Origin of the sequence: Microbulbifer sp. TB1203 (assembly GCF_030997045.1) — a bacterium.
Lineage (GTDB): Bacteria > Pseudomonadota > Gammaproteobacteria > Pseudomonadales > Cellvibrionaceae > Microbulbifer.
On record NZ_CP116899.1, the window covers coordinates 5,081,585 to 5,106,679 of the forward strand.

At 62.7% G+C, this 25,095-nt stretch carries 20 protein-coding genes; 6 read left to right on the plus strand and 14 right to left on the minus strand.

Annotated elements, in window-relative coordinates; translation table 11 throughout:
* Positions 1-12 precede the first annotated feature (12 nt).
* From PP263_RS21570 to PP263_RS21585, 4 genes are all read left to right on the plus strand, one after another.
* Positions 13-1,419 (plus strand): hypothetical protein, encoded by a 1,407-nt coding sequence (locus tag PP263_RS21570; protein WP_308366144.1) that lies wholly within the window; start codon positions 13-15, stop codon positions 1,417-1,419.
* Positions 1,416-2,054 carry a VWA domain-containing protein gene (locus PP263_RS21575; protein ID WP_308366145.1) on the plus strand — a complete coding sequence of 213 codons (639 nt, stop codon included), beginning with the start codon at positions 1,416-1,418 and terminating at the stop codon, positions 2,052-2,054. The genes PP263_RS21570 and PP263_RS21575 overlap by 4 nt, the downstream gene beginning before the upstream one ends.
* Positions 2,055-2,179: 125 nt before the next feature.
* Positions 2,180-3,007 carry a glycerophosphodiester phosphodiesterase gene (locus PP263_RS21580; RefSeq protein WP_308366146.1) on the plus strand — a complete coding sequence of 276 codons (828 nt, stop codon included), beginning with the start codon at positions 2,180-2,182 and terminating at the stop codon, positions 3,005-3,007.
* A complete protein-coding gene (locus PP263_RS21585; RefSeq protein WP_308366147.1) occupies positions 3,007-3,912 on the plus strand; it encodes an MBL fold metallo-hydrolase in 906 nt (301 codons plus the stop codon). Before PP263_RS21580 ends, PP263_RS21585 begins: the two co-directional genes overlap by 1 nt.
* Before the next feature lie 87 nt (positions 3,913-3,999).
* Here PP263_RS21585 and PP263_RS21590 read toward each other — a convergent pair whose 3' ends face one another.
* Complete coding sequence (locus PP263_RS21590; RefSeq protein ID WP_308366148.1) at positions 4,000-7,131, minus strand: efflux RND transporter permease subunit; 3,132 nt, start codon at positions 7,129-7,131, stop codon at positions 4,000-4,002.
* 182 nt (positions 7,132-7,313) lie between these two features.
* Complete coding sequence (locus tag PP263_RS21595) at positions 7,314-8,432, minus strand: efflux RND transporter periplasmic adaptor subunit (protein WP_308366149.1); 1,119 nt, start codon at positions 8,430-8,432, stop codon at positions 7,314-7,316.
* A 140-nt stretch (positions 8,433-8,572) separates the two neighbouring features.
* Here PP263_RS21595 and PP263_RS21600 point away from each other — a divergent pair, with 140 nt between their 5' ends.
* Positions 8,573-9,208: a TetR/AcrR family transcriptional regulator gene (locus PP263_RS21600; RefSeq protein WP_308366150.1), complete on the plus strand. Its 636-nt coding sequence runs from the start codon at positions 8,573-8,575 to the stop codon at positions 9,206-9,208.
* Positions 9,209-9,321: 113 nt separating this feature from the next.
* Here PP263_RS21600 and PP263_RS21605 read toward each other — a convergent pair whose 3' ends face one another.
* From PP263_RS21605 to PP263_RS21620, 4 genes are all read right to left on the minus strand, one after another.
* Complete coding sequence (locus tag PP263_RS21605) at positions 9,322-10,083, minus strand: ABC transporter permease (protein ID WP_308366151.1); 762 nt, start codon at positions 10,081-10,083, stop codon at positions 9,322-9,324.
* Positions 10,080-11,045 (minus strand): ABC transporter ATP-binding protein, encoded by a 966-nt coding sequence (locus tag PP263_RS21610; protein ID WP_308366152.1) that lies wholly within the window; start codon positions 11,043-11,045, stop codon positions 10,080-10,082. The genes PP263_RS21605 and PP263_RS21610 overlap by 4 nt, the downstream gene beginning before the upstream one ends.
* Before the next feature lie 164 nt (positions 11,046-11,209).
* A complete protein-coding gene (locus PP263_RS21615; RefSeq protein WP_308366153.1) occupies positions 11,210-11,545 on the minus strand; it encodes an antibiotic biosynthesis monooxygenase in 336 nt (111 codons plus the stop codon).
* 135 nt (positions 11,546-11,680) lie between these two features.
* Positions 11,681-12,220 carry an NAD(P)H-dependent oxidoreductase gene (locus tag PP263_RS21620; protein WP_308366154.1) on the minus strand — a complete coding sequence of 180 codons (540 nt, stop codon included), beginning with the start codon at positions 12,218-12,220 and terminating at the stop codon, positions 11,681-11,683.
* 107 nt (positions 12,221-12,327) lie between these two features.
* Here PP263_RS21620 and soxR point away from each other — a divergent pair, with 107 nt between their 5' ends.
* Complete coding sequence (soxR, locus tag PP263_RS21625; RefSeq protein ID WP_308366155.1) at positions 12,328-12,813, plus strand: redox-sensitive transcriptional activator SoxR; 486 nt, start codon at positions 12,328-12,330, stop codon at positions 12,811-12,813.
* Positions 12,814-12,930: 117 nt separating this feature from the next.
* Here soxR and PP263_RS21630 read toward each other — a convergent pair whose 3' ends face one another.
* From PP263_RS21630 to PP263_RS21665, 8 genes are all read right to left on the minus strand, one after another.
* Entirely contained in the window at positions 12,931-13,656 is a 726-nt protein-coding gene (locus PP263_RS21630) for a dienelactone hydrolase family protein (RefSeq protein WP_308366156.1), read from the minus strand.
* 118 nt (positions 13,657-13,774) lie between these two features.
* A complete protein-coding gene (locus PP263_RS21635) occupies positions 13,775-14,182 on the minus strand; it encodes a VOC family protein (RefSeq protein WP_308366157.1) in 408 nt (135 codons plus the stop codon).
* Positions 14,183-14,188: 6 nt separating this feature from the next.
* The gene (gene glp / locus PP263_RS21640) at positions 14,189-15,448 is read right to left on the minus strand and encodes a gephyrin-like molybdotransferase Glp (RefSeq protein ID WP_308366158.1); all 1,260 of its coding nucleotides are present in this window, start codon (positions 15,446-15,448) and stop codon (positions 14,189-14,191) included.
* A gap of 161 nt (positions 15,449-15,609) precedes the next feature.
* On the minus strand, positions 15,610-18,282 hold the full coding sequence (locus PP263_RS21645) for a nitrate reductase (RefSeq protein ID WP_308366159.1): 2,673 nt from the start codon (positions 18,280-18,282) through the stop codon (positions 15,610-15,612).
* 2 nt (positions 18,283-18,284) lie between these two features.
* Positions 18,285-18,659 (minus strand): nitrite reductase small subunit NirD, encoded by a 375-nt coding sequence (gene nirD / locus PP263_RS21650; protein ID WP_308366160.1) that lies wholly within the window; start codon positions 18,657-18,659, stop codon positions 18,285-18,287.
* 263 nt (positions 18,660-18,922) lie between these two features.
* Positions 18,923-21,451: a nitrite reductase large subunit NirB gene (gene nirB, locus PP263_RS21655; RefSeq protein ID WP_308366161.1), complete on the minus strand. Its 2,529-nt coding sequence runs from the start codon at positions 21,449-21,451 to the stop codon at positions 18,923-18,925.
* Positions 21,452-21,815: 364 nt separating this feature from the next.
* Positions 21,816-23,540: a protein kinase gene (locus tag PP263_RS21660; protein WP_308366162.1), complete on the minus strand. Its 1,725-nt coding sequence runs from the start codon at positions 23,538-23,540 to the stop codon at positions 21,816-21,818.
* The gene (locus tag PP263_RS21665) at positions 23,530-24,993 is read right to left on the minus strand and encodes a NarK family nitrate/nitrite MFS transporter (protein ID WP_308366163.1); all 1,464 of its coding nucleotides are present in this window, start codon (positions 24,991-24,993) and stop codon (positions 23,530-23,532) included. The genes PP263_RS21660 and PP263_RS21665 overlap by 11 nt, the downstream gene beginning before the upstream one ends.
* Positions 24,994-25,095 lie beyond the last annotated feature (102 nt).

The window sequence follows — 25,095 nt, forward strand, 5'->3', positions numbered from 1 at the left end:
AGGGGGCACACCGTGACCGGATTACTGGATAGCCTACCGCTCTGGCTGTGGTTCGTGCTGGGGCTGGTGGGATTGTTTGTGGCGCGCAGGCCGGTGCACCAGGGCATCCTGGCCCTGGCGCGCTTCTTTCACCAGTCCCTGCGCCTGGGGGCCAATGCGGTGGCTGGCGCGGAAAACCGCCTGCAGCAACGCAACCGGGAGGTATTGCTGGCGGCGGGGCGCGAGGCGGCGGAGCGGCATATCGAGCGCGAGTTCGACCGCATCGAGAGCGTCATGAAAAAGGAGCTGGCGCAGTACCCGGCCCTGCACCGCAAACTCTGCGAACAGCTTACCGCCATCGATGAGGACTACGTGCGCAGCGCCGAAGTACCGCCGGAGCCCACCAACTGGTCCAAGGCGATCAAGGCGGTGGCGGATATTCCCGCCAAGCAGGACCCGGTGGTGGGGGATGTGCTGGAAACCATCCACCACTCTATGCGCAAGGCGGAGTCCAAGGCGCTGGAAGCCTACCGGGAGTCCGCCAGGGTGCGACACCAGTTGCTCAGGCGCATGATGCCCCACTGGCGATCCATCCTCTCCACCCTGGGGCGGGTCAACAAGAGTGTCGATTCGGTGAACCGCCGCGCAAAGGTGCTCGACGGCCATATGGAACACTACGAGGAAATCCTGCGAGACAGCGACCGCGCCCAGCGCATGCTCTCCTCCTCCTCCCTCAGCCAGTTCTTTATTTCCGCCTTTGTGCTGGCCATTGCTGTGGGCGGCGCCTTGATCAATTTCCACCTGATCGCCCGGCCGATGACCGAAATGGTCGGCGGAACCAGCTATATCGGCAATTTCAAGGTGGCCGATATCTCCGCGCTGGTGATCATTCTGGTGGAGATCACCATGGGCCTGTTCGCCATGGAGTGCCTGCGTATCACCCGGCTGTTCCCGGTGATCGGCGCGCTCAGCGACAAGTTGCGCATGCGCATGATGTGGGCGGCCTTCGTGCTGCTGTTCTTCCTCGCCACCGTGGAGGCGGGGCTGGCGTTTATGCGCGAGATACTGATGCAGGAGGACCTGGCGGTGAGCGCCCAGCTCCGGGGCGAGGAAGTGGCTGCCGCCACCACCGGCGTTTACTGGATCACCACCGCGGCGCAGATGGGTATGGGCTTTATCCTGCCTTTTGCGCTCACCTTCGTGGCCATTCCCCTGGAAAACTTTATCGCCTCCGCGCGCACGGTGATCGGCGTACTGGTCGGCTTTGCGCTGCGCCTGCTGTCGGTTGTGCTGCGCCTCGCCGGCACCGCCTCTCTGCGAGCTGGCGGCATGTTGGTGCGCCTCTACGATATCCTGATTTTCTTCCCCCTGTGGCTGGAGAGCAAATACCTCAGCTGGCGGGAGTCCGCCCAATCGGCAACTGCGGAGAAAGTACAATGAAAAGACTGACGGGCATCCTCTGCTGCCTGCTGCTCGCCGCCTGCGGCGAGCCGGTGGCGCGCAACCAGGGCGTATACATGCTGATCGACACTTCCGGTACCTATACCCGGGAGCTGGACAAGGCCCGGCAGGTGATCAATTTCACCCTGGCGAGAATGAATCCCGGCGACACCTTCGCCGTGGCCAGTATCAACACCGGCAGTTTCAGCGAGAAAAACATCAAGGCCAAGGTCACCTTTGATGATCGCCCCAGTGTCACCAACAAACAGAAGCGGGCCTTCCAGCAGGCTGTCGACCGGTTTGTGGCGGAAACTGAGCCCGCCGCCTACACCGATATCACCGGCGGCCTGTTGCAGGCGGTGGAATACCTGAATGAGAAGGAGCCCGGACGCAAGACCATCCTGATCTTTTCCGACCTCAAGGAGGAGATCAAAGAGGGGTACAACCGGGATATCCCCCTGCAGCTGAACGGTTTCGACCTGGTAGCCCTGAATGTCACCAAACTGAGCAGCGACAACGTCGACCCCACCGAATACCTGGGGCGCCTGGAGCAGTGGCAGAGCAAGGTGGAGCAGAGCGGCGGGAGCTGGCGGGTGGTCAACGACCTGGAGCGGCTGGAAAAAATCCTGCCTTGACAGAATGCGAATATCCCCCCTGTAGGAGCGGCCCATGGCAGCGATCGGCTTGTGCTACGGCAGAGACCGATCGCGGCCATGGGCCGCTCCTACAGGGGAACACTGCAAATAATTTCCGGTAACCGATGTCCCATCCCTCGAAGCTCAACCTGCTCAAAAGACATGGCCCGATGGTAATCGCCCACGGCGACAACATGGGCCGCGGTCTGTATCCGGGCAACACCCTGCTGTATCTGCAGAAAATGGCCGAACTGGGGGTGGATGCGGTGGAGCTGGACCTGAGTCTCACCGCCGACGGCCATCTGGTATTGATGCACGATACCCGCGTGGACCGCACTACGGATGGCAGCGGCGCTATCGCGGAGATGACCCTGGCGGAGCTGCGCCGGCTGAATATAGCGTACAACTGGAGCCCGGACGGTGAGAACTACCCCTACCGCCGGCAGCCGCTGCGTGTAGCCACCATCGACGAGGTATTCGCCGCGTTGCCGGAGATGCCGGTGATTATCGAACTGAAAAACAACGATGCGAAGGCGGCGCAGGCCCTGTGCGACAGCATCCGGCGTTTCGACCGCCACAGCCGGGTGATCGTCTCCTCTTTCCATCAACGGGTAATCGGTGAATTTCGTCGGCTTTGCCCCGGGGTGGCCACCGGTGCTGCCATCCTGGATGCACTGTTGTTTTACGCCGCGCAACTGCTGCATTTGGAATGGCTGCTGAAGCCGGGTTACCAGACCATGCAGCTGCCCATGCGCTACTACGGAATCAAGGTATTTTCGCCGGGTTTTTTGCGCGCAGCGCGCAGATGCAAACTGCACCTGTCGGTGTGGACGGTGAACGATATCGTGGATATGCACCACTACATCGACCTGGGAGTGGACGGCATCGTCACCGACAGGCCGGACATACTGCGCTCCCTGTTGCGGGAGCGGGAAACTTCAGGAGGACGATAATGAACAGGATTCTTTCTACTCTGGGTTTATTTCTATTTCTTGTAGCCGACCATGTGGTGGCCCAACATGACTTTTCCGGTGTGGAGATCAGCAGTAAAAAAGTGGCTGACAATCTGTATATGCTGCAGGGCGCCGGGGGGAATATCGCCCTGTTCGCAGGGGAGGACGGCGCCTTTATGGTGGATGACCAGTTTGCACCGCTCTCCGAAAAGATCCAGAAAGCGGTGGCGGGGCTCACCGACAAGCCGCTGCGTTTTGTAATTAACACCCATTGGCACGGTGACCACACCGGCGGCAATGAAACACTGGGCGAGACAGGTGCGCTGATTGTCGCCCACGAAAATGTGCGCAAGCGCATGAGCACCAACCAGTTTATAAAGGCATTCGGCCGCGAGGTACCCGCCTCGCCGGATGCGGCGCTGCCGGTGATTACATTCACCGACGCCGCCGCCTTCCACTGGAACGGCGACGATGTGATTGTTCAGCACGTAGACCCGGCGCATACCGATGGGGATTCCATCGTGCACTTCAAAAACGCCAACGTCATCCACATGGGCGATACCTTTTTCAACGGCACTTATCCGTTTATTGATCTCTCCTCCGGCGGCTCCTTCGATGGTGTGATCGCCAGTGCGGAGCGGGTGCTGAAACTGGCCGACGACCAGACGAAAATTATCCCCGGCCACGGCCCGCTGGCAGACAAGGCCAGTCTGCAAAAGTACCGCGATGCCATGGTGACCCTGCGCGGGAAGATCCTGGCGCTGATTCAGCAGGGCAAGAGCCGCGAAGAAGTCATAGCCGCGCGGCCCACCGAGGATTTCGATAAGCAGTACGGCCAGGGCTTTATGCAGCCGGACCTGTGGACCGGAATAGTCTACGACTCATTGGCCGGGAGCCGGGAGTAGGAGCGGGCCATGCCCGCGATCGAGGTATGGCAAACACCGATCGCGGGCATGGCGGATGGCCGCCCCGCCGCTCCTACAAGGCGCAGTTCAGTCCCGTAGAATGAGCAGACGCTTGCGCAGTTGTGCGAAACCGACGGCGAAATTCCGCCGTGGCGCCGGCTCCGGCATTTCCCCCTCGCGCACGCGGAACCAAGCCGCGTAGAGCGCCGGCAAAAACAGCAGCGTCAGTGCAGTGGCCACGATCAGCCCGCCCATGATCGCCACCGCCATGGGACCAAAGAAATCACTGCGCGACAATGGGATCATCGCCAGCACTGCGGTCAGTGCCGTCAGTGCGATGGGCCGGAAACGGCGCACCGTGGACTCGACAATGGCGTCCCAGGGAGTCCGCCCCTGCGTTATATCCTGCTGTATCTGGTCTATTAAAATGACCGAGTTGCGCATGATCATACCCGCCAGGGCGATGGTGCCGAGCATGGCCACGAAGCCGAAAGGCTGACGGAACACCAGCAGGAACAGAGTCACGCCGATAATGCCCAGGGGCGCGGTGAGGAACACCAGGGTCGACAGGGAAAAGCTGCGCAACTGCAGCATCAACAGCGTGAACACTACCAGCAGGAACAGCGGCATGCCGGCGTTCACCGAGTCCTGGCCGCGCGCGGATTCCTCCACACTGCCGCCGATTTCCAGCAGGTAGCCCGGCGGCAACTGCGCGCGGATATCCCGCAGCCGCGGCCAGACTTCATTCACCACGGTGGCCGGCTGTTGCTCGCCGTAGATGTCGGCGCGCACCGTCACCGTGGGCAGCCGGTCGCGGTGCCAGATAACGCCCTCCTCGAAACCGTAGTCCAGTGTGGCCACCTGGTTGAGCGGCACGCTGCGACCGCCATCGGTCTGCACCGCCAGGTTGCCCAACTGCCCCAGGGCCCGGCGCTCGCGCTTGTCGCCGCGCAGGCGCACATCGATCAGCTCGTTGTCCTCCCGATACTGGCTCACGGCGATACCGGAGAGGGAACTCTCCAGCGCGCGCGACAGATCGGCGCTGTTGGCGCCCAGGGCGCGGGCGCGCGCCTGGTCCACGTCCAGGCGCACCACCTTGCTGGGCTCCTCCCAGTCCAGATGTACATTGGCCACCGCCGGGTTTGCGCGCACTTTTTCCGCCACCGCCCGCGCCAGCTCGCGCACCTCGGCAATATGTTCCCCGGACACGCGAAACTGCACCGGGTAGCCCACCGGCGGGCCGTTTTCCAGCCGCGAGACGCGGCTGCGCAGGGTGGGAAACTGTTCGCGCAGGGTGTCGATCAGCCAGCTGCGCAGCTGTTCGCGCTCCTCAATGTTGCGGGTAAGCACCACGAACTGGGCAAAGCTGGCGGCCGGCAGCTGCTGGTCCAGGGGCAGATAAAAACGCGGGGATCCGGTGCCCACATAGGCGACATAGTTCTCCGCCAGTTCATTCTGTTCCAGCAGCGCTTCCAGGCGCGCCGCCTGGCGTTCGGTGGCCTCCAGCGAGGCGCCCTCGTTCAGTTTCAGGTCCACCATCAACTCCAGGCGCGCGGAGGACGGAAAGAATTGTTGCGGTACGAAGCGGAACAGCAGCAGCGCGCCGACAAAGACTGCCAGGGTCAGGGCGATAACGGTTTTGCGGTGGTGCAGGCACCACAGCACCAGCCGGCGGAAGCGCCGGTAAAAGGGTTTGTCGTAGGGGTCGTGCGCTTCACCGCTGCCGTCGCGGCGCGCCAGGGTCGGCAGCAGCTTGTCGCCGAGATAGGGCACGAAGACCACCGCGGCGATCCAGGAAGCCAGCAGCGACAGTGTCACCACCTGGAAAATGGAACGGGTGTATTCGCCGGTGCCCGACTGCGCGGTGGCGATGGGCAGGAAACCGGCGGCGGTGATCAGGGTGCCGGTGAGCATCGGAAAGGCGGTACTGGTCCAGGCGAAACCGGCGGCCTTGATGCGGCTCAAGCCCTGCTCCATTTTGATCGCCATCATCTCCACCGCGATGATGGCGTCGTCCACCATCAGCCCGAGGGCCAGTACCAGGGCGCCGAGGGAGATTTTGTGCAGGCCGATGCCGAAGTAGTGCATCAGCGCAAAAGTCATCGCCAGCACCAGCGGTATCGACAGCGCCACCACCAGCCCGGTGCGCGCGCCGAGGGAGAAAAAACTCACCAGCATCACGATCAGCAACGCCTCCGCCAGCACCTGCAGGAATTCGCCCACGCCGCGTTCCACCGCTGCCGGCTGGTCGGAGACCTTGCGCAGTTCGAGTCCCAGCGGCAAGTCGCGCCGCAGTTCGGCGAAGGTGGCGTCGAGGTTTCCCCCCAGCTCCAGAATATTGCCGCCCGACTTCATGGACACGGCGATGCCGATGGCATCCTCGCCCATAAAGCGCATGCGCGGCTGCGGCGGGTCGCTGAAGCCGCGATGCACTTCGGCGATATCGCCCAGAGACTGGGTGCGCCCCCCGACGCTGATCGGAAAGCGGCGTATTTCATCTACCGAGCGGAACCGGCCGCTCACGCGGATGCGGATGCGGTCGCTCGCGGTTTCCACAAAACCGGCGTCGGCCACACCGTTCTGCGCTTGCAGAGCGGCCTGCACCGCGGACATGGGAATGCCCAGGGAAGCGAGTTTGGTATTGGAGAGTTCTACCCAGATTTTTTCGTCCTGCAGGCCGATCAGCTCCACTTTGCCCACGTCCTTCACCCGCTGCAGCGCCAGTTGTAGACGCTCGGCGTAATCTTTCTTCAGCGCATAGTCGAAGCCGGTTCCGGTGAGGGCGTAGATGTTGCCAAAGGTGGTGCCGAACTCATCGTTGAAGAAGGGGCCCTGGATATCCGCCGGCAGTGTGTGACGGATATCGCCGACCTTTTTGCGCACCTGGTACCAGAGGTCGGGGATCTTGCTGGAGTGCATATCGTCGCGGGCGACAAACAACACCTGGGACTGGCCGGGACGGGAAAAGGAGGTGATGCGCTGATAGTCGCCGGTTTCCATCAGCTTTTTTTCCACCCGCTCGGTAATCTGGCGGGATACCTCCTCGGCGCTGGCGCCGGGCCAGAGGGTGTTGATCACCATCACTTTGAAAGTGAACGGCGGGTCCTCGCTCTGGCCCAACTGGGTATAGGAGATGGTGCCCAGCAGGCCGAGCAGGATCATGGCGTAGAGCACCAGCGGGCGGTTTTTCAGTGCCCACTCGGAAAGGTTAAAACCCATGGCAGTTGGTTCCTGGCTGAATTGTGCGAGATTTGGTGTGAGGCCGGGTGGGATATCGCTTTCCGGGACCGTATGAGGCATGGATGCCGATTACGAGCGTACAGGGATGTATTCACAGCGTGTCCCGGAAAGCGATATCCCACCCGGCCTGGAGAGTTAAGTGGTAACCCACAGAGTCTGATTTACTGCTGTTGGGCCAGGGATCTGTCGAGATCGATCGGGCGATTCATTCTGTCCACCGGACGCACCCGCTGACCTTCCCGCAGCAGATGGGTGCCGGCGGCCACGACCCAGTCGCCGGGCTGCAGGCCCGCCAGTACCGGCACCTGCTCCTCGCCGTAGGGGCCCACGGTTACCCGTGTCTTGTGCAGGGTCGATTGCTGTGGATCCAACACCCACACGTAGGGCTGGTCGCCGTCGGCGGTGAGTGCGGACATGGGCAGTGCCAGGGCACCCCGGGAGGATTTGCCGTCCACGAATACCCGTGCGCTCTGCCCGAGTTCGGCGCCGGCCTTTTCGTTGTCAAAGGCCACCCGCGCCTCATAGGTGCGCGAGACAGCGTCCGCCGCCGGGGACAGTTCGCGAATATGCGCTGGGAAGAGCTGGCCCGGCCGCGACCAGAGTTCCACCGCCAGCGCCTGGCCGACTTTGAAACGGCCGATAGCCTGCTCCGGCAGATCGATACGCACTTCGCGATCGCCGTCCACGGCCAGCTCGAATACGGCCTGGCCGGCGGCGACCACCTGTCCGGCTTCCGCCAGGCGTTGGGCGATAACACCGCTCTGGGGGGCTTTCAGCACTGCATAACCGGCCTGGTTGCGGGTGACATCCAGTTGCGCGCGGGCCTGCTTGAGCTGGGCGGCACTGGCATCGAACCGGCTCTCGACGGCGTCGAACTGCGAGGCGCTGACCAGCTGGCGCTGCAGCAGAGCGCGGTAGCGCTCCAGTTCGCTGCTGGCCAGGCGGTGTTCCGCCTCCGCGGAGGTGAGTCTTGCGCGGGCACTGTCCAGTTCCAGGCGCAGGTCCTCGGCGTTGAGTTCCGCCAGGGGCTGGCCCCGCTCGACCCGGTCGCCTACATCCACCAGGCGCCGGCTGATCTTGCCGCCGATGCGGAAGGCCAGGGCCGGTTGGGAGCGGGCGCGAACCTCGCCGGGGAACACCTCATGCAGTGCCCCCGCGACCCTCGGGTGAACCATCACCGCCGGGCGCGGTTTTTCCTCGTCTTTTTCTGGTTCCGCCGGCGAGCAGGCGGTGAGTGCCAGCCAGAGCGGCAGTGTTGCGAGCAGTAGTGATCGGTACATAAAGGAGTCCCATTCCTTGTGCTGATATACGCGGCACCGAAGGTGCCGGTGGTAAAACGGGCGTTAGCGCTGGTCGGTAATGCTATACTGGGCAGTATAGTAATTTTATTGAACTCGTGAGTCCAGTATATGGAAGAGTTATGACTGAACAGGCTTCACCGGTCGCATCCCGCGGCCGCCCCAAAGACCCGGCCAAGCGCCAGGCCATCCTCGATGCAGCCAAGGAGCTGTTTCTGTCCCTGGGATTTGCCGGCACCAGTATGGATGCGGTGGCCGCAGAGGCGGGGGTGTCCAAACTCACTGTCTACAGCCACTTTTCCGACAAGGAGAGCCTGTTTTCCGCGGCGGTTGAATCCAAGTGCGTCAATCAGTTGCCGTTTCCGATGTTTACCCTGGAGAAGGGCGGGCCGGTGGAGGAGATGCTGAACGGCATCGGCGCGGCCTTCCTGGCCATGATTGACAGCGAGGATGCCGTCCGCCTGCTTCGCCTGATGTGCGGCATGGCGTCGCAGGATGGGGAGATGGCGCGGTTGTTCTTTGAGGCTGGCCCGAAGCGCACCCTGACGGAAATGGAGCGCTTTTTGCGCCGGGCCACGGAACTGGAGCTGCTGCAGGTGGACGATCCGGCGGCGGCGGCGGAGTATTTCTTCGGCATGCTGCAGGGATGCAAGCACATGCGGGTGCTGATCGGCTGTTGCGACGCACCCACGGAAGCGGAAATCCGCGAGCGCGTGGAAAAGGTGGTGAAAGTTTTTTTGCGCGCTTACAGCGCCTGAATGTAGGAGGGGCGGGGCGGCCATCCGCCATGCCCGCGATCGGTGTTTGCCGCCCCCGTGATCGCGGGCATGGCCCGCTCCTACAGCACGATTCTGATGAGAGTCCCGATAAATCAGGTTTTGAGTCGGTAGCCGGTACGGAAAATCCACCAGATCCCGGTCATACATAACAGCAGAAACAACAGCGTCATCCCCAGGCTGATTCCCACGTTCACGTCGGAGACTCCGTAGAAGGCCCAGCGGAAGCCGCTGATCAGGTAGACCACCGGGTTGAACAGGGTGATCTTCTGCCAGAGCTCCGGCAGCATATTGATGGAGTAGAAGGCACCGCCGAGGAAGGTGAGCGGAGTGACCACCATCAGCGGTATCACCTGCAGTTTCTGGAAGTCGTCCGCCCAGATTCCGATGATGAAACCGAACATGCTGAAGGTGAGTGCGGTCAGCACCAGGAAGCCCAGCATCCAGAAGGGGTGCACGATTTCGTAGTCGACGAAGAAGCGCGCGGTGACCAGGATCAGCAGGCCGAGGATAATCGACTTGGTAGCCGCCGCTCCCACATAGCCAGCGACCACTTCGAACGCCGATACCGGCGCCGAGAGTACCTCGTAGATGGTGCCGGAGAACTTGGGAAAGAAAATCCCGAAGGAGGCGTTGGAAATACTCTCACTGAGTAGCGACAGCATGATCAGCCCGGGGATGATAAACGCCCCGTAACTGACTCCGTCTATATCCCCCATACGCGAGCCGATAGCGGCGCCGAACACGATAAAGTAGAGCGAGGTGGACAGCACCGGTGAGGCGATACTCTGCATCAGGGTGCGCCAGGTGCGCGCCATTTCAAACTTGTAGATAGCGCGAATGCCATACCAGTTCATTCCTGAGCCTCCTTGGTTAACTGCTGTTCACTCTCTGCATGTTTGCCCCGAACCAGGCCGACGAAAATCTCCTCCAGTGAACTCTCCCGGGTGTGCAGGTCGCGGAAATCGATATTGGCCTCATTCAGCCGGCGCAGGAACTCGGTGATGCCGGTATCACTGCTCTTGATATCGAAGCGGTAGACCAGTTGGCTGCCGTCGGCACTGAGGGTCAGCGGCAGGTCCGCCAGGATCTCCGGCACCTTGTCCAGCGGTTCCGGCAGATGCAGGCTGAGTTCCTTCTCCCCCATCTTCTGCATCAGGGTGCGCTTGTCCTCCACCAGTATCACTTCACCGTGATTGATGACGCCCACCCGGTCGGCCATCTCCTCGGCTTCCTCGATATAGTGGGTGGTGAGAATAATGGTCACTCCCGATTCCCGCAGTTCGCGCACCATCTCCCACATGTCCTGGCGCAGCTCCACGTCCACCCCGGCGGTTGGCTCGTCGAGGAACAGGATCTTGGGCTCGTGGGATAGAGCCTTGGCGATCATCACCCGGCGCTTCATGCCGCCGGACAGCGCCATGATCTTGCTGTCCCGTTTCTCCCACAGGGAAAGCTGGCGCAGCAGCTTCTCGATATAGGCGGGGTTGGGGGCCTTGCCAAACAGGCCGCGGCTGAAATTTACCGTGGCCCAAACGCTTTCGAATGCATCGGTGGCCAGTTCCTGGGGCACCAGGCCGATCTCGCTGCGCACTAGGCGGTAGTCGCGCTGGATATCGTAACCGTTTGCGATAACGCTGCCGCTGGTGGGATTGACGATACCGCAGACAATACTGATCAGGGTGGTCTTGCCGGCACCGTTCGGCCCCAGCAGAGCGAAGATCTCCCCGCGCCGGATATCCAGGTCTACATTTTTAAGAGCGGTAAAACCTCCGGCGTAGGTCTTGCCGAGCCCCTTGACTGAAATAATCGGTTCCACTGTGCTTCCTTCCTCAAATAAAGTTGCCCCAACCGCTTGGTCGTCTATTTCCAGGGCAATTCGACATGCTACCTCAAATCCGGGGTAGTTTGCTAAGCCCCGCGCCGCGAAAACTCCCGGCTACCAGACTGTTGGAGAGTCTCTTGCGGCAAGCCGTTGACGGATCAGTCACCGGCAATTTTGTAGTTGCCGATATCGGCCTCGATTCCAAGGCGCGCCAGGATTTCGCGGGTATCGAACCCCGTTTTCCGGTGCATATCCCTCACCGCCGCGCGGGCGTTCCGGATGGATTCTTCATCCTGCCACTCCACCAATGTCACCAGTATAAAACTGTCATCGGTGTGGGAGCGCTCCATAAGGAAATCGCGGATAAATCCCGGCAGCTCCTTTAACAACTGGTGGGTCTCCCGGACCCGAGCGAGAAATTCCCCGCGGGCCGGGTTGGGTACGACGAATTTGTCCAGGCGATAGATCCTGGAATTTTCGGATGGCTCAGTCATTTTTCGATCCTCGGTGCGTGAATAAATTGGGTTTCGGACATCACATTGAGTGCGGCCAGGCGCAGTAGTGTCCCGCGGCACAGGGCGACACCGTGGCCGCTGAACTCGATAAAATCCCGGCCGATGGATACACCTTCACGCGGCGATCTCCCCGTAGGGGTGATGATCGCGCGCTTCGCGCAGGGAAGTCGCCCACCATTGCAGGTGCGCCAGCATGCGCGCCAGGGAGCGCTCGGCGCGGGCGGCGTCCCGCAGTTGGCCGCGATCATCGAACTGCTCCCAGACGTTGATAAAGCTCACGCAGTCGCGCAGGGTGACCACATGCAGTTCGGCGAATACCTGGCGCAACTGCTCCACCGCGCGCGATCCGCCGGAGATGCCACCGTAGCTGACAAAGGCCACCGGCTTGGCCTGCCACTCCGCGTTGGCGGAATCGATCAGGGCTTTGAGCGGTGCCGGATAGCCGTGGTTGTACTCGGGGGTCGCGACTATGAACGCGTCGGCCCTGTCGAGGCGTCCGCGTAGACCGGCGGTGCCGGCGGCGGGATCGATCAGGTCGAGGGTGTAGCCGCCGCGCTGTTCCAACTGGGCGGCCAGCCAATTGACGATGGTGTCGCAGAGGCGGCCCTCGCGGGTGCTGCCGTAAATCACGGCGAGGTGAATCCTGTTGTGCATGGTTTTCTCCCAGAGGTTGCAAACGAACGCCGCGCAGTGTAAAAGCTCAAGTTAACTTTAGGTCAATCGCTGTGACGATAAATTTTCGCTATGGCATGGGTAGAAAGATGACTAAGAAGAAAGGAGGTGGCAGCACCTGCCAGGACCCGAAACTGCGCCGTGAGCTCACGGTGGGCGAGGTGGCCGAGCGCAGTGGCGTGGCGGTTTCCACCCTGCATTTCTACGAGAGCAAGGGGCTGATCAAAAGCTGGCGCACCGCCGGCAACCAGCGCCGCTACGCCCGCGATGTATTGCGCCGGGTGGGTATTATCAAAGTGGCGCAGCGAACCGGCATTCCCCTGGCGGAAATCCGCGAGGCGCTGGATACGCTGCCGAACGGGCGCACGCCCAACGCCCGGGATTGGACAAAGCTCTCCGCGCGCTGGCGCGAGGATTTGGATGCGCGTATCGAACAGCTGACTTTATTGCGGGATCGGTTGGAGGGTTGTATCGGCTGCGGTTGCCTGTCCATGGACAGCTGCCCGTTGCGCAACCCGGAGGACGTGGCGGGAGAGAGAGGCAGCGGACCGCAGTATCTGGTCGGTGATCAGTAGCGTCCCGGGACCGCGGAGCTCCAGCTCCGCACCTGGGAGCGCCGAGCTCCAGCTCGGCAAGTGGGGTCGCGGGCCCGCCAAGGGGCGAACACAAGATTCGTCCCCTACAGGAAAGATTCAGCCAAACAACTTGCGATAAAAATTCACCGCGCCATCCCAGGCATCCCTCGCCGCGGTTTCACTGTAGGCCAACGGAATACTGAATTTTTCGCCGCGGCCGGTGGCGGCGGGGTTGGTAAAACCGTGTTTGACGCCCGGGTAGCTGGTCAGCTGGAATTTCACCTCGGCGGTTTGCATCTCTTTGACAAAGGCCGCCACCTGATCCGTTGGAATCATATCGTCGGCGCCGCCGACATAGACCTGGATTTCCGCCTCGATGGTGCCGGGCTCTACCTTGATATCGCTGTCCAGCGTGCCGTGGAAGCTGACCACGCCTTTCAGGTCCAACCCCAGCCGAGCCATGTCCAGTGCCACGGCGCCGCCGAAGCAGTAACCCTGGGCGGCGATGTGCGTTCCGTCGACGGTTTCGTGTTTCTGCAGCAGGTCCAGAGCGGTGTGGAAACGCTGTTTGACGGCCCCCGGAGTCTCGAGAACGCCGTTCATCAGCGCTGCGGCATCGGTGGGATTGTCCGCTTGCTTGCCGGAACCGAACATATCCAGCGCAAAGGCGGTATAACCCAGGGCGGCCAGCCGGTCGGCCTGCTCGCGGACGAAATCGTTGTGGCCCCACCACTCGTGAATTACCAGAATGCCCGGACGCTCGCCGTCGATGCTGTTGTCGTAGGCCAGGTACCCGATAAACGATTCCCCGTCCACCGTGTATTCAACCGTTTCGCTGTGCATTTTCACTTCCTCCTTGCCTGAGTTTATGGTGCCGTAGGGTGCGCCGTGCGCACCGGTGCAGGTTCCAATTTCCCGGTGCGCACGGCGCACCCTACGAAAATTCCTGAACGGAAGGGTTTCAACTTTCCCAGGGCGGCCCCTTGAGTTCCACTACATTGTTTTCCGGATCGCTGACATAGATCGACGGCCCTTCGCCCTCGGCCCCGTAGCGGGATTCCACCTGCCCGGGTTCGATATCGTTGTCGCGCAGGTATTGCAGTATCTGCTCCGCGTCGAAAGGTTCTATGCGCAGGCAAAGGTGGTCCATATTGCGCCCCTCTTTGCCCGGCGCCGCGCCGCCGGCGCGTCCCAGTTTCTGGTTCACCGGCACCAGGTCGATCAGGCTGCTGCCGGCGCGCAGCTGGTAGAGGCCGATTTCTTTCTGTGTGCGTTCCAGGGTGCAGCCGAGCAGTTGGTAAAAATCCATCATCGCCTGCAAATCCACGACGCGCAGCACGATATGGTCGATATGTTGAATCTTTAACATAGCGTTCTACACCAGTGGTGCCCTGAAAGGTTCGATGGTGACCCAGTCCCCGGTATCGCAATTGCCACCTTCCCGCGGCAACACGATAAAACAGTTGGCGCGGGAGAAGCCGGAGAGGATATGGCTGCCCTGCACACCGGTGCTCTGCACCACCTGCTGGCCGTCGCAGTCACGCCAGGTATAACCGCGCTGGTAGTCCAGGCGCCCGGGTTTTTTGGCGATGGGGTTGAGCAGCCGCGCGCGGCACTGGATCGGCGGCTGGCGATTTTCATCGCTCACGCCTTTCAATTTTTCCAGCGCCGGCAGCACCAGTTGGTAGAGGGTGACCAGGGCGGAAACGGGATTGCCGGGCAGGCCGAAAAACAGTGCCCGGCCGTTCTCCCGGGGCAGGTGACCGAAAGCGAAGGGCTTGCCGGGCTTGATCGCCAGGCGCCACAGCTCCAGTTGGCCCAGTTCCTCCAGCACTGTGCGGGTAAAATCCGCTTCGCCCACGGAGACGCCGCCGCTGGTGACGATAATGTCCGCGCTCTCCCGCGCGGCGAGAAATCCGTCGCGGATCGCCCGCGGCTCGTCCGGCAGGCAGCCGAGATCGACGATGTCCAGGTTCAATTGCGCGAGCGCCGCTTTTATCGCGATGCGGTTGCTGTCGTAGATATTTCCCTCGCCCAGTTCCGCGGCGGGGGTATCCAGGGAGCGCAGCTCGTCGCCGATGGAGAGCAGCGCGGCGCGCACCCGGCGCACAACCGTGACCTGCGCCACGCCGGCGGCGGCAAGCAGGGCGATATCCGGCACCTTGAGAGCGGCGCCGGTGTCCAGCAGGGTTTCTCCGCTGCGCACATCCTCCCCGCGGCGGCGGATATGCTCTCCGGTTTTCGGGGCCGTGTGCAGGGTGAGCCTATCCCCCTTTAGTTCCGCCTGTTCCTGCATCACCACCCGGTCGGCGCCCGTGGGCAGCGGCGCACCAGTGGTGATGCGCACGCACTCGCCGGCGCCGATCGCGCCGGAAAAGGGATGGCCGGCGAGGCTTTTTCCAACCAGTTGCAGGGGAGTGTCGCTCTCGCCGCAAAGCGCGTAGCCGTCCATCGCCGAGTTGTCGCAGGGGGGCAGGTCCAGCTGCGCCTGTGCCGGTTTCGCCAGCACGCGGCCGCAGGCCTGGTCCAGGGGTAGGGTTTCGGTTTCGCTCAGGGGGGCAATGGCCTCCAGCAACTGCTCGCGGGCCAGCTCAACAGAAATCAGGCCGCTCTGCCGGCAGATATCGGTGGTCATGGTGTTTTATCTTTTTGTTGCGGATGGGGGGACCTTAGCGCGCTTGGGGGGAAATGCAATACTGTTCGGGACCCGGGACCGGGTCCCGCGTAGGGTGCGCCGTGCGCACCGCAGGCTTGTCGGTGCGCACGGCGCACCCTACGGAATGGAACGCCCGGCTTTCAGGCGGCCTGCTCTGCAAGCTTGCGCAACAGCCCGGCGATTTCCGGTTTGCAGGAGCCGCAGTTGGTACCGCAGCCCAGTTCCTCGCCCAGGGATTCCACCGAGTCGACGCCGCGTTCGATGGCTTCCTGGATCTGTTGCCGGGAAACCTGCATACAGCTGCACACCATCTGCGCACCGGGGGGAATATTCTGCAGTAGCTGCGCGGGTTCCTTGGGCAGCGGTTGTTCCAGGCTGTTCTCCAGCACCTGGCGGTCCGGCAGGGTGCGCCAATCCCCACCGGTAAAGACCAGCAGGTCCACCTGCTGGCCGTAGGCCAGCCAGCGCTCCCCCTGGAGCAGTCGCAGTTGCTGCCAGTGCAGGTCGTTGCGCCCTAGCAGTTGCTCGCCCAGTGCGCGCCAGTCCGGCGCTTCGCGCAGCGCCAGCTCGTAGCGGTAGCCGCCGCTGCAGGGGACCCGGTACCAGTGTACCAGGTCCGCCTCCGGCAGCCACTGCTGAATGCGTTCGGCGCTTTCCCGGCGACACAGCAGGCTGGCGTAGCTGTGCACGGGCAACGGCTTGAGCCGCACCGAAAGCTGCTTGAACTCCGGCTGGCCCGAGTAGGGATCGGTGACTGGTTCCGCCAGCGCGCTGACTCGCGCCCGGTGTGCCAGGGTTTCGCTCCAGTGAATGGGGGCGAACAGTTCCCCGGCTTTTTGCGCCCCGGTGAGCGCCGCGCGGCCGCAGAGGATGCCCCGGGGGCTGCGCACTTCCACCAGTTGTCCGTCGTCGACATGCCACTGTTTGGCATCCCGCGGGTTGATCTGTATTTCCGGCAGTTCGCTGTGGTCCAGCAATTTTCGCGCGCGGCCGGTGCGGGTCATGGTGTGCCACTGGTCGCGCAGGCGGCCGCTGTTGAGCCACAGCGGGTATTCGGCGCTGCGTTTCTGCTCGGGGCTGCGCGGCTGCACCGGCACAAATTGCGCACGGCCGCTCGCGGTATAGAAGCGCCCGTCCGCGAACAACCGCTGGGTTCCTTCCGGATTGGCGCTGTTGACCGGCCACTGTACCGGTTGCAGCTGGTCGTATTCGCGCTGGCTGAGATTCGCCAACGCGGAAATATCGAATGCCCGGCTGCCCGGTTTTCCGGTTTGGTTCTCAAAACCGGAGAGGGCGGCGTGCTCGCGGAAAATATCCACCGGATGGGTGTAGGCGAAGGCTTCGCCGAAGCCCATCTGCGTGGCCAGGTCGCAGATTATCTGCCAGTCGTGCCGAGCCTCGCCGGGTGGTGTCAGGAAGGATCTTTGACGGGAGATGCGCCGCTCGGAATTGGTTACGGTGCCGTTTTTCTCCCCCCAGGTGGTGGCGGGCAGCAGCAGGTCGGCACAGCGGGCGGTGTCGGTGTCCGCCACGCAATCGGAGACCACCACCAACGGACATTTCTCCAGTGCGCGGGCCACGCGCCCGGCATCCGGCATACTCACCGCCGGGTTGGTAGCCATGATCCAGACGGCCTTGATCTCGCCGCTTTCGATCGCCCGGAAGAGATCCACCGCTTTCAGTCCCGGCTTGTTCGCCATGGAGCCCGAGCGCCAGAAGCGCCCCACGCGGTCGATATTTTCCGGGGTGAAATCCATATGCGCGGCGAGCATATTGGCCAGCCCGCCCACCTCGCGCCCGCCCATGGCATTGGGCTGGCCGGTGATGGAAAAGGGCCCGGCGCCGGGTTTGCCGATGCGCCCGGTGGCCAGGTGGCAGTTGATGATCGCGTTGTTCTTGTCGGTGCCGCTGCTGGACTGGTTGATGCCCTGGGAGTAGAAGCTGATCGTTTTTTCGCTGCGCGAAAAAAGCGTAAAAAAGTCCATCAACTGGTCGTGGGACAGGCCGCAGTGTTCAGCGGTTTTTTCCGGCGTCCACTCACGCGCGGCGTCCAAAGCCTGCGCAAAGTTCTCCGTGTGATTGTTTATGAATTCCCTGTCAAGGGAATTCACCTCGGACAGGTGATTCAGCAGGCCGTTGAACAGCGCCCCGTCGCTGCCGGGGGTGATCGCCAGGTGCAGGTCCGCCATCTCGCTGGTGGCGCTGGCGCGGGGGTCGATCACCACCAGCTTGGCATTTGCCGCCTGCATGCGCTGGAAGAGTATCGGGTGGGTCCAGGCGGCGTTGGAGCCCACCAGCACCACCAGTTCCGCCTCTTCCAGATCCTCGTAACAGCAGGGCACCGCGTCCGCGCCGAGCGCGCGTTTGTAGGCGGCCACCGCCGAGGACATGCACAGGCGCGAGTTGGTATCCACATTGCCGCTGCCGATAAAACCTTTCATCAGCTTGTTGGCGACGTAGTAGTCCTCGGTAAGCAACTGGCCGGACAGGTAAAAGGCCACTGAGTCGGGGCCGTGTTCGGCGATGGTGCGTTTGAACTGCCTCGCCATGAAATCCATGGCGCTGTCCCAGTCGCACTCCCTGCCGCGCAGGCGCGGGCGCAGCAGGCGGCCGTGTTCACCCAGGGTTTCCGCCAGGGCGGAACCCTTGACGCACAGGCGGCCGGCATTGGCCGGATGCTGCTCGTCGCCGGCGACCGATGCCGCCTGCTCATCGCCGCGGTTTTTCACGGTGGCTGTTACACCGCAGCCCACACCACAGTAGGGGCAGGTGGTGCAGGTTTTCTGTGCGCGAAAGCGCTCGAGTAACGCCATGTTCAGAGATCGACGGCGATGCACACGGTGTCGCCGTCAAAGGCGACTTGGTAGCTGTTCAGCTTAACGTTCTCGTCCTCGAGGCAGACGCCGTCGCTCAGGCGAAAATGCTGCTTGTACAGCGGCGAGGCAACCGTGAGCTGGCCGTCCACTTCCGCAACGAGACCGCGGGCGATAACGCCGGCTTTGGAGAAGGGATCCCAGTTGTCCAGGGCGTACAGCTCGGGCTCGCAGTCGGGAAGAAAAAAAAGGGCGATGCTTCTGTTGTTACCCAGAGAGGAATCGCCCACAAGGGCACACACACCGGAATCGGCAACCAGATCTGATCGCTTGCAGATCGGCTGCCACTGGGGGTGGGTTATGGCAACTTGGGTCATGGTTTGCTCCTGAAAAATAAGCAGCAGAAATATTTATTTGTTCTACCGGCGGAAGTCGTATCCGGCATGGCACTCCGCAATCCTGGATTCCGGCCTTCACCGGAATGACGGGGTGTTGGATGCGAAGGCCTCGATGCCGGGAACCGGTTGCGGGACTGTCGGTCGGAGGGACCCGACCGACAAGCCTCCAGGGATGGATTCACGGTGTGTCCCGCAACCGGTTCCCGGCAGCGGGGCCGCCCTTCCACCCCTTCAGTGCACCATTAGGCCGGCTCGGCAATTTTTACGATTTCCTCTTCCCGCGCCGGGCGAGGCTGGCCGCGTTCCTCCACGAAGACGATTTTCTCGTCCGCCTGGTCAGTGTTCACGAACTGGCGGAAGCGCTTGAGCATTTCCGGATCCTCGATGGCGGTCTTCCACTCGCACTGGTAGGTGCCGACGATATTGGCCATCTGCGCCTCAAGCTCCTCGCAGATTCCCAGCTTGTCATCGATGATCACCTCGCGCAGGTAGTCGAGCCCGCCCTCCAGGTTTTCCAGCCACACCGAGGTGCGCTGCAGCTTGTCGGCGGTGCGCACGTAGAACATCAGGAAGCGGTCGATGTATTTGATCAGGGTTTCGTCGTCCAGGTCGGTGGCGAAGAGATCCGCGTGGCGCGGGCGCATGCCGCCGTTGCCGCACACGAACAGGTTCCAGCCGTTCTCGGTGGCGATAACCCCCACGTCCTTGCTCTGCGCTTCGGCGCACTCGCGGGTGCAGCCGGACACCGCCATCTTGATCTTGTGCGGCGAGCGCAGGCCCTTGTAGCGGTTCTCCACTTCCAGTGCCATGCCCACACTGTCCTGCACGCCGAAGCGGCACCAGGTGCTGCCCACGCAGGATTTCACCGTGCGCAGGGATTTGCCGTAGGCGTGACCGGTCTCGAAGCCGGCGTCGATCAGTTCGCGCCAGATTTCCGGAAGCTGCTCCAGCCGCGCGCCGAACAGGTCGATGCGCTGGCCGCCGGTGATCTTGGTGTAGAGGTTGTATTTCTTCGCCACCTGGCCCAGCACGATCAGCTTGTCCGGGGTGATCTCGCCGCCGGCCACCCGCGGCACCACGGAGTAGGTGCCGTTTTTCTGCATGTTGGCCATAAAGGTGTCGTTGGTGTCCTGCAGGCCCACGTGCGGTTTTTTGTGGATATGCTCGTTCCACAGGGAGGCGAAGATCGATGCCGCCGCCGGCTTGCAGAGTTCACAACCGCGGCCGCTGCCGTGCTTTTCCAGCAATTCGGGGAAGGTTTTGATTTGCTCCACCTGGACTATGTGGAACAGCTCCTGCCGGGTAAAGGCGAAGTGGGGGCAGATATTGTTGTTCACTTCCACGCCCAGGGCCGCCAACTCCTCGTCCACCACGTTTTTCAGCAGCGCGGCGCAGCCGCCACAGCCGGTGGAGGCTTTGGTGGAATCCTTGACCTCGGCCAGGGAGCAGCAGCCTCCCTGTACCGCGTCGACGATCTGGCCCTTGCTCACATTGTGACAGGAGCAGATGGTGGCAGTGGCGGGGAGGGCGCCGGCACCGAGAGCGGGGGCGGCGCCGTCGGCGGCCGGGAGTATCAGCTGTTCCGGGTGCTCTGGCAGCTCTATATCGTTGAGGTGGTACTGGAGCAGCTGGTCGTAGTCGCCGGTGTCGCCCACCAGTACCGCGCCGAGCAGCTTTTTGCCCTCACCGTCGGTGATCATGCGCTTGTAGATGCCGCTTTGCTCGTCCACGAAAGTGATTGCCGCGGCGCCCTCGGCGCGGCCGTGGGCGTCGCCGATGGAGCCCACCTGTACGCCGAGCAGTTTCAGTTTGGTGCTCATGTCGGCGCCGGTGAAGACTTCGCTGGTCTCGCCGCACAGTTGCGCCAGCGCGCTGCGCGCCATGGTGTAGCCGGGGGCCACCAGGCCGTAGATGAAATTGTTGTACAGGGCGCACTCGCCGATGGCGAAGATATTTTCGTCGGAAGTGCGGCAGGACTCGTCGATAGAGATACCGCCGCGCTCGCCCAGTTGCAGACCGGCGGACTTGGCCAGCTTGTCCTCGGGGCGAATACCGGCGGAGAAGACGATCAGATCGGTAAACAGTTCGCGCTCTCCCTTGAACTGCATGCGCAGGCGGCCGTCCACCTCCTCGATCAGTTCGGTGGCGGTGCTGGTGTGTACGGTTACGCCCAGGTCCTCGATCTTGTTTTTCAGCAGTTCCGAACCGCCCTCGTCCAGCTGTACCGACATGAGCCCCGGGGCGAATTCCACCACGTGAGCTTCCAGCCCCAGTTCCTTCAGTGCGTTGGCCGCCTCCAGGCCGAGCAGGCCGCCGCCGACCACCACGCCGATGCTGGCGCCCTGGGAGGCATTGCGGATTGCGTCCAGGTCTTCCAGGGTGCGGTAGACGAAGCATTTCTCGTGTTCGTGTCCGGGAATCGGCGGCACGAAGGGGTAGGAGCCGGTGGCGAGCACCAGGCGGTCGTAGGGCTTAGTGACCCCGCTGGTGGAAGTGACGGTCTGGTTCTTCCGGTCGATGGACACGGCGGTGTCATTCAGCAGCAGCTCGAAGCCCCACTCCCGGTACTGTTCAACCTTGCCCAGCGCCAGGTCGTCGGCGGAGCGGCCGGCGAAATACTCCGACAGGTGCACCCGATCGTAGGCGGGCCTGGGTTCGGCGCAGAAGACGGTGACGTCGAAGAGAGCCTTTTCCGGCCGCTCGGCCAGTTGCTCGAGGAAGTGGTGGCCCACCATGCCGTTGCCGATCACGATCAGTTTTTGCTTAACCATAAGTCCTGCCATCTTGTTCTGAATTTTCGGCAGGGAAGGCGCGGTGGCGTGGCACAGGCGCTTCCTCTTCTGCCGAAGAGTCCAGGCGCCGTTGCCTCGTTAGGGGGATAAATTTTTGTGTTGGTATCGGTAGATATTCAAGGTTTGTGCCAACCGGGGTTTTATGAGGTTTTGCGGGACGCCGGGGCGATATGTCGGGCCGTTTTGCAATAAATTGGTGCGCATTAAAGTTATTTGCCCCCGAATGGTGCCCGCCACCTCCATCTGTAGGAGCGGCGGGGCGGCCATCCGCCGTTGGCCGCGATGGGACTTGCAGGCGGGCCTGCGGCCCGCAAGCCGAGCTGGGGCTCGGCGCTCCCGGCATTCAAAGCAAGTGCAGCAGGTGCGAGAGCAGCAGCAACAGCGCGACAAGCTGCCAGAACAGCAGCGGATTGCGCTCCATCAGAGGGCGGTCCTCTCCCGCGGTGAACTCCGCATTGGGGGTGTGCAGGTCGTGCACGAATTCCGACAGCGCCGGATAGCGATGGCGCGGGTCTGGAGCGCAGGCCTTTTGCAGGGCGCCGTCTATCCACTCGGGGATATCGGCGCGGTGCTGCCGGGCGCTGGTGTACTGCAGGCCGGCGTAGCTTTTCAACTGGTAGTGGCGGCTGCCGAAACGCTCCCGGTAGGGATAGTGACCGGTGAGCAATTCGTAGGTGATCACGCCCAGGGAAAAGATGTCCGAGCGGTGGCTGGGACTGTCGCCGAAGAAGTACTCCGGGGCGGCGTAGTTCTTGCTGCCCGGTGGCGTGCCGTCGCGAAAGCGCAGGTGTTCCGCCAGGCCCGCGGCGCTGGCGCCGCCCAGATCGATCAGTTTCAGGCGACCGTCCCTGGTCAGCATGATGTTTTCCGGCTTCAGATCTCCGTGAATAATCTCCATCCGCTGCAGCCGGCGCAGGGCGCTGACCAATTGGCCGATAAAGTCGCGCACCTGCTCCAACTCCGGCCGGGGGTTCAGCTGCATCCACTGGCGCAGGTTCTGGCCGTCGATCGCCTCCATTACATGGTAGAGAAACTGCCGCTCGGGTTTGGGTGGATGAATCCTGATGATGCCGGGGTGGTCCAGGCGGCGGCCGGTCCACTCCTCGGCGATAAAACTCTCGATATAGGCCGGGTCGTCGGCGAAGTTCACCGACGGGGTTTTTATCGCGCAGAGAGTGCCGGTTTCCGTGTCCCGCGCCAGGTACAGCTGGCTCCGGGGACTCGCCTGCAGCTCCTGCAGGATCAGGTAACCGTCCAGTTTGTTGCCCGGGCGCAGGTCCGGGGGAAAGGGAAGCTGGCGGTTGTGGGCCAGCAGGTCGTCTCCCTCCGGCTGGGCCACCCGCTCAACCCGGCACACGGCCGCGCTCAGGTTGTCGCCGGAACCCGCGGCCAGAGCGGCGTCCACCAGTGCCCGGGCCGGATCGTCATCCCCGCGCTGCAGGATTTCCGCCATCGCCGCCGGGGGCAGGTGTTCGTGCACGCCGTCGCTGGTCAGCAGGTAGATATCCCCGGGGTGCAGGGGTTCGCGGCGGTAGTCCACTTCCACATGGGCGTCCATTCCCAGGGCGCGGCTCAAAAAGGTCCGGCCGGGGCCAAGGGCGCGGCTGTGGTCGCGGGTGAGGCATTCCAGCCTGCCGTCGCGCAGCCGGTGGATGCGGGAATCGCCGATATGGATCAGGTGGGCACTGGCGCCCTTGAAGATGACCGCGGAGAAAGTGGTGAGCCAGCCCTGGGCTATCTCCCCGCCGCCTCCCTGGCGATGGAGCCAGCCGTTCAGGGATTGCAGCACCCGCGCCGCGGCCTGTTTTATGGTCCAGGTTTCCGGGGTGCTGTAGTAGTCAGACAGGAAGCCGCTGACCGCCGCGCGCGCTGCCGCGCCACCGGCTTCCGCGGAGGCGACGCCGTCGGCCACCGCGGCCAGGGCGCCGCGGTAGCGCAGTTCGACACCGCCGGGCACGCAGGTCGCGCAGGCATCGTCGTTGTGCTCGCGGCGGCCGGCGAGAGAGGCGCTGGAGAATTCCAGGGCCTCGACGGTGGTACGGCTCGGTGCGTCCAGCTTAAGCGACATCGATCAGCGACACGCTGCCGTCCGGCAGTACTTCGGCCATATGCCCCTCGGGTTCTTCCATCAGAAGAGTGGCGGCGAAGCCCAGAACCGCGGTGGCGGCGATCACCAGGAAGAAGGCCTGGTAGGAAACCAGGCTCAGCACGGTGAGGTAGAAGACCGCACCGACATTGCCGTAGGCGCCGGTCATACCGGCGATCTGGCCGGTGAGGCGGCGCTTGATCAGCGGCACCACCGCAAACACCGCGCCTTCGCCCGCCTGCACAAAGAAGGAGCAGGCCATCGCCGCGCATACCGCCAGGTACAGGGGCCACTGTGCGTTGATCTGGCTCATAGTGAAGTAGCCCAGCGCCAGGCCGACAACCAGGATCAGCAGGGTGGACTTGCGTCCATAGCGGTCGCTGAACAGCCCCCCGGCGGGGCGCGACACCAGGTTCATGAAGGCGTAACCGGAGGCCAGCAGGCCGGCCTTGACCGGGTCCAGCTCGAAGGTTTCGGAAAAGAACAGGGGCAGCATGGAGACCACCGCCAGCTCGGAGCCAAAAGTGGCGAAATAGAGCAGGTTGAGCACCGCCACCTGTTTGAATTTGTAGCGGTGGATGGGTGCCGGCGGATTGGTGAATACCTCGCGGTTGATGCTCCAGGTTTTTCTGGCGTCGAGCAGATAGAGAAGTCCCAGGCCACAGTAAATCACAGTGGCCCAGAAGCTGGAGATCATGTTGACGCCCGTGGAGAGCTTCCAGGTGAGCAGCGCCAGCGCCGCGTACATGGGCACTTTCATTACCAGCAGCAGTACGAAATCCCCCGTGCTGGTCACTTCCATGGCACCGATTTTCTTCGGCTTGAAATAAGTGGAGCCCTTGGGGGTGTCTGTGACCGTGGCGTAGTAGATAAAACTGTACACCAGCGCCATCAAACCGGTGAGGCCGATGGCGTAGCGCCAGCCGTCGTCCCCGCCGAAAATCAGCGCGACGGTGGGCAGGGTCATGGCTGCGGCGGCGGAGCCGAAATTGCCCCAGCCGCCATAGATGCCCTCGGCGGTGCCCAGCTGGCGCGCCGGGAACCACTCGGACACCATGCGGATACCCACCACAAAGCCCGCGCCGATAAAGCCGAGCAGGAAGCGGCCCACGGCGGCCTGCACGAAGCTGTCCGCCAGCGCGAAGATAAAACAGGGCACGCTGCCCACCGCCAGCAGCAGCGAATAGGTGAGGCGCGGGCCGTATTTGTCGGTGAGCATGCCGATCACGATGCGCGCAGGGATGGTCAGCGCCACATTGAGGATCAGCAGGGTTTTCACCTGGTCCGGGGTGAGCGACAGGCTGTCGGCAATGGCCATCAGCAGTGGCGCGTGGCTGAACCAGGCGAAGAATGAGATAAAGAAGGCCACCCACGTGAGGTGGAGGATTTTGGTTTTCCCGCGGAAGGAAAACAGGTTCAGGGTATCGCTGGACATGGTGGTTTCCTTTTATTCGATTTTGCCGCGGGCATAAAAAAAGCCCACGGGGTTCGGCCTGGGGCCGCTGCCGGTGGACTTCGTTGTCCGTTCATTGATTTT

What these genes read in the sequence shown, in the direction of transcription:
- nirD (WP_308366160.1), bottom strand. Translation starts at nt 18,659, where the DNA reads ATGACCCAAGTTGCCATAACCCACCCCCAGTGGCAGCCGATCTGCAAG.
- nirB (WP_308366161.1), bottom strand. Translation starts at nt 21,451, where the DNA reads ATGGTTAAGCAAAAACTGATCGTGATCGGCAACGGCATGGTGGGCCAC.
- PP263_RS21585 (WP_308366147.1), top strand. Translation starts at nt 3,007, where the DNA reads ATGAACAGGATTCTTTCTACTCTGGGTTTATTTCTATTTCTTGTAGCC.
- soxR (WP_308366155.1), top strand. Translation starts at nt 12,328, where the DNA reads ATGACTAAGAAGAAAGGAGGTGGCAGCACCTGCCAGGACCCGAAACTG.
- PP263_RS21645 (WP_308366159.1), bottom strand. Translation starts at nt 18,282, where the DNA reads ATGGCGTTACTCGAGCGCTTTCGCGCACAGAAAACCTGCACCACCTGC.
- PP263_RS21615 (WP_308366153.1), bottom strand. Translation starts at nt 11,545, where the DNA reads ATGACTGAGCCATCCGAAAATTCCAGGATCTATCGCCTGGACAAATTC.
- PP263_RS21620 (WP_308366154.1), bottom strand. Translation starts at nt 12,220, where the DNA reads ATGCACAACAGGATTCACCTCGCCGTGATTTACGGCAGCACCCGCGAG.
- PP263_RS21630 (WP_308366156.1), bottom strand. Translation starts at nt 13,656, where the DNA reads ATGCACAGCGAAACGGTTGAATACACGGTGGACGGGGAATCGTTTATC.
- PP263_RS21575 (WP_308366145.1), top strand. Translation starts at nt 1,416, where the DNA reads ATGAAAAGACTGACGGGCATCCTCTGCTGCCTGCTGCTCGCCGCCTGC.
- PP263_RS21605 (WP_308366151.1), bottom strand. Translation starts at nt 10,083, where the DNA reads ATGAACTGGTATGGCATTCGCGCTATCTACAAGTTTGAAATGGCGCGC.
- PP263_RS21665 (WP_308366163.1), bottom strand. Translation starts at nt 24,993, where the DNA reads ATGTCCAGCGATACCCTGAACCTGTTTTCCTTCCGCGGGAAAACCAAA.
- PP263_RS21660 (WP_308366162.1), bottom strand. Translation starts at nt 23,540, where the DNA reads ATGTCGCTTAAGCTGGACGCACCGAGCCGTACCACCGTCGAGGCCCTG.
- PP263_RS21595 (WP_308366149.1), bottom strand. Translation starts at nt 8,432, where the DNA reads ATGTACCGATCACTACTGCTCGCAACACTGCCGCTCTGGCTGGCACTC.
- PP263_RS21580 (WP_308366146.1), top strand. Translation starts at nt 2,180, where the DNA reads ATGTCCCATCCCTCGAAGCTCAACCTGCTCAAAAGACATGGCCCGATG.
- PP263_RS21600 (WP_308366150.1), top strand. Translation starts at nt 8,573, where the DNA reads ATGACTGAACAGGCTTCACCGGTCGCATCCCGCGGCCGCCCCAAAGAC.
- PP263_RS21590 (WP_308366148.1), bottom strand. Translation starts at nt 7,131, where the DNA reads ATGGGTTTTAACCTTTCCGAGTGGGCACTGAAAAACCGCCCGCTGGTG.
- PP263_RS21635 (WP_308366157.1), bottom strand. Translation starts at nt 14,182, where the DNA reads ATGTTAAAGATTCAACATATCGACCATATCGTGCTGCGCGTCGTGGAT.
- glp (WP_308366158.1), bottom strand. Translation starts at nt 15,448, where the DNA reads ATGACCACCGATATCTGCCGGCAGAGCGGCCTGATTTCTGTTGAGCTG.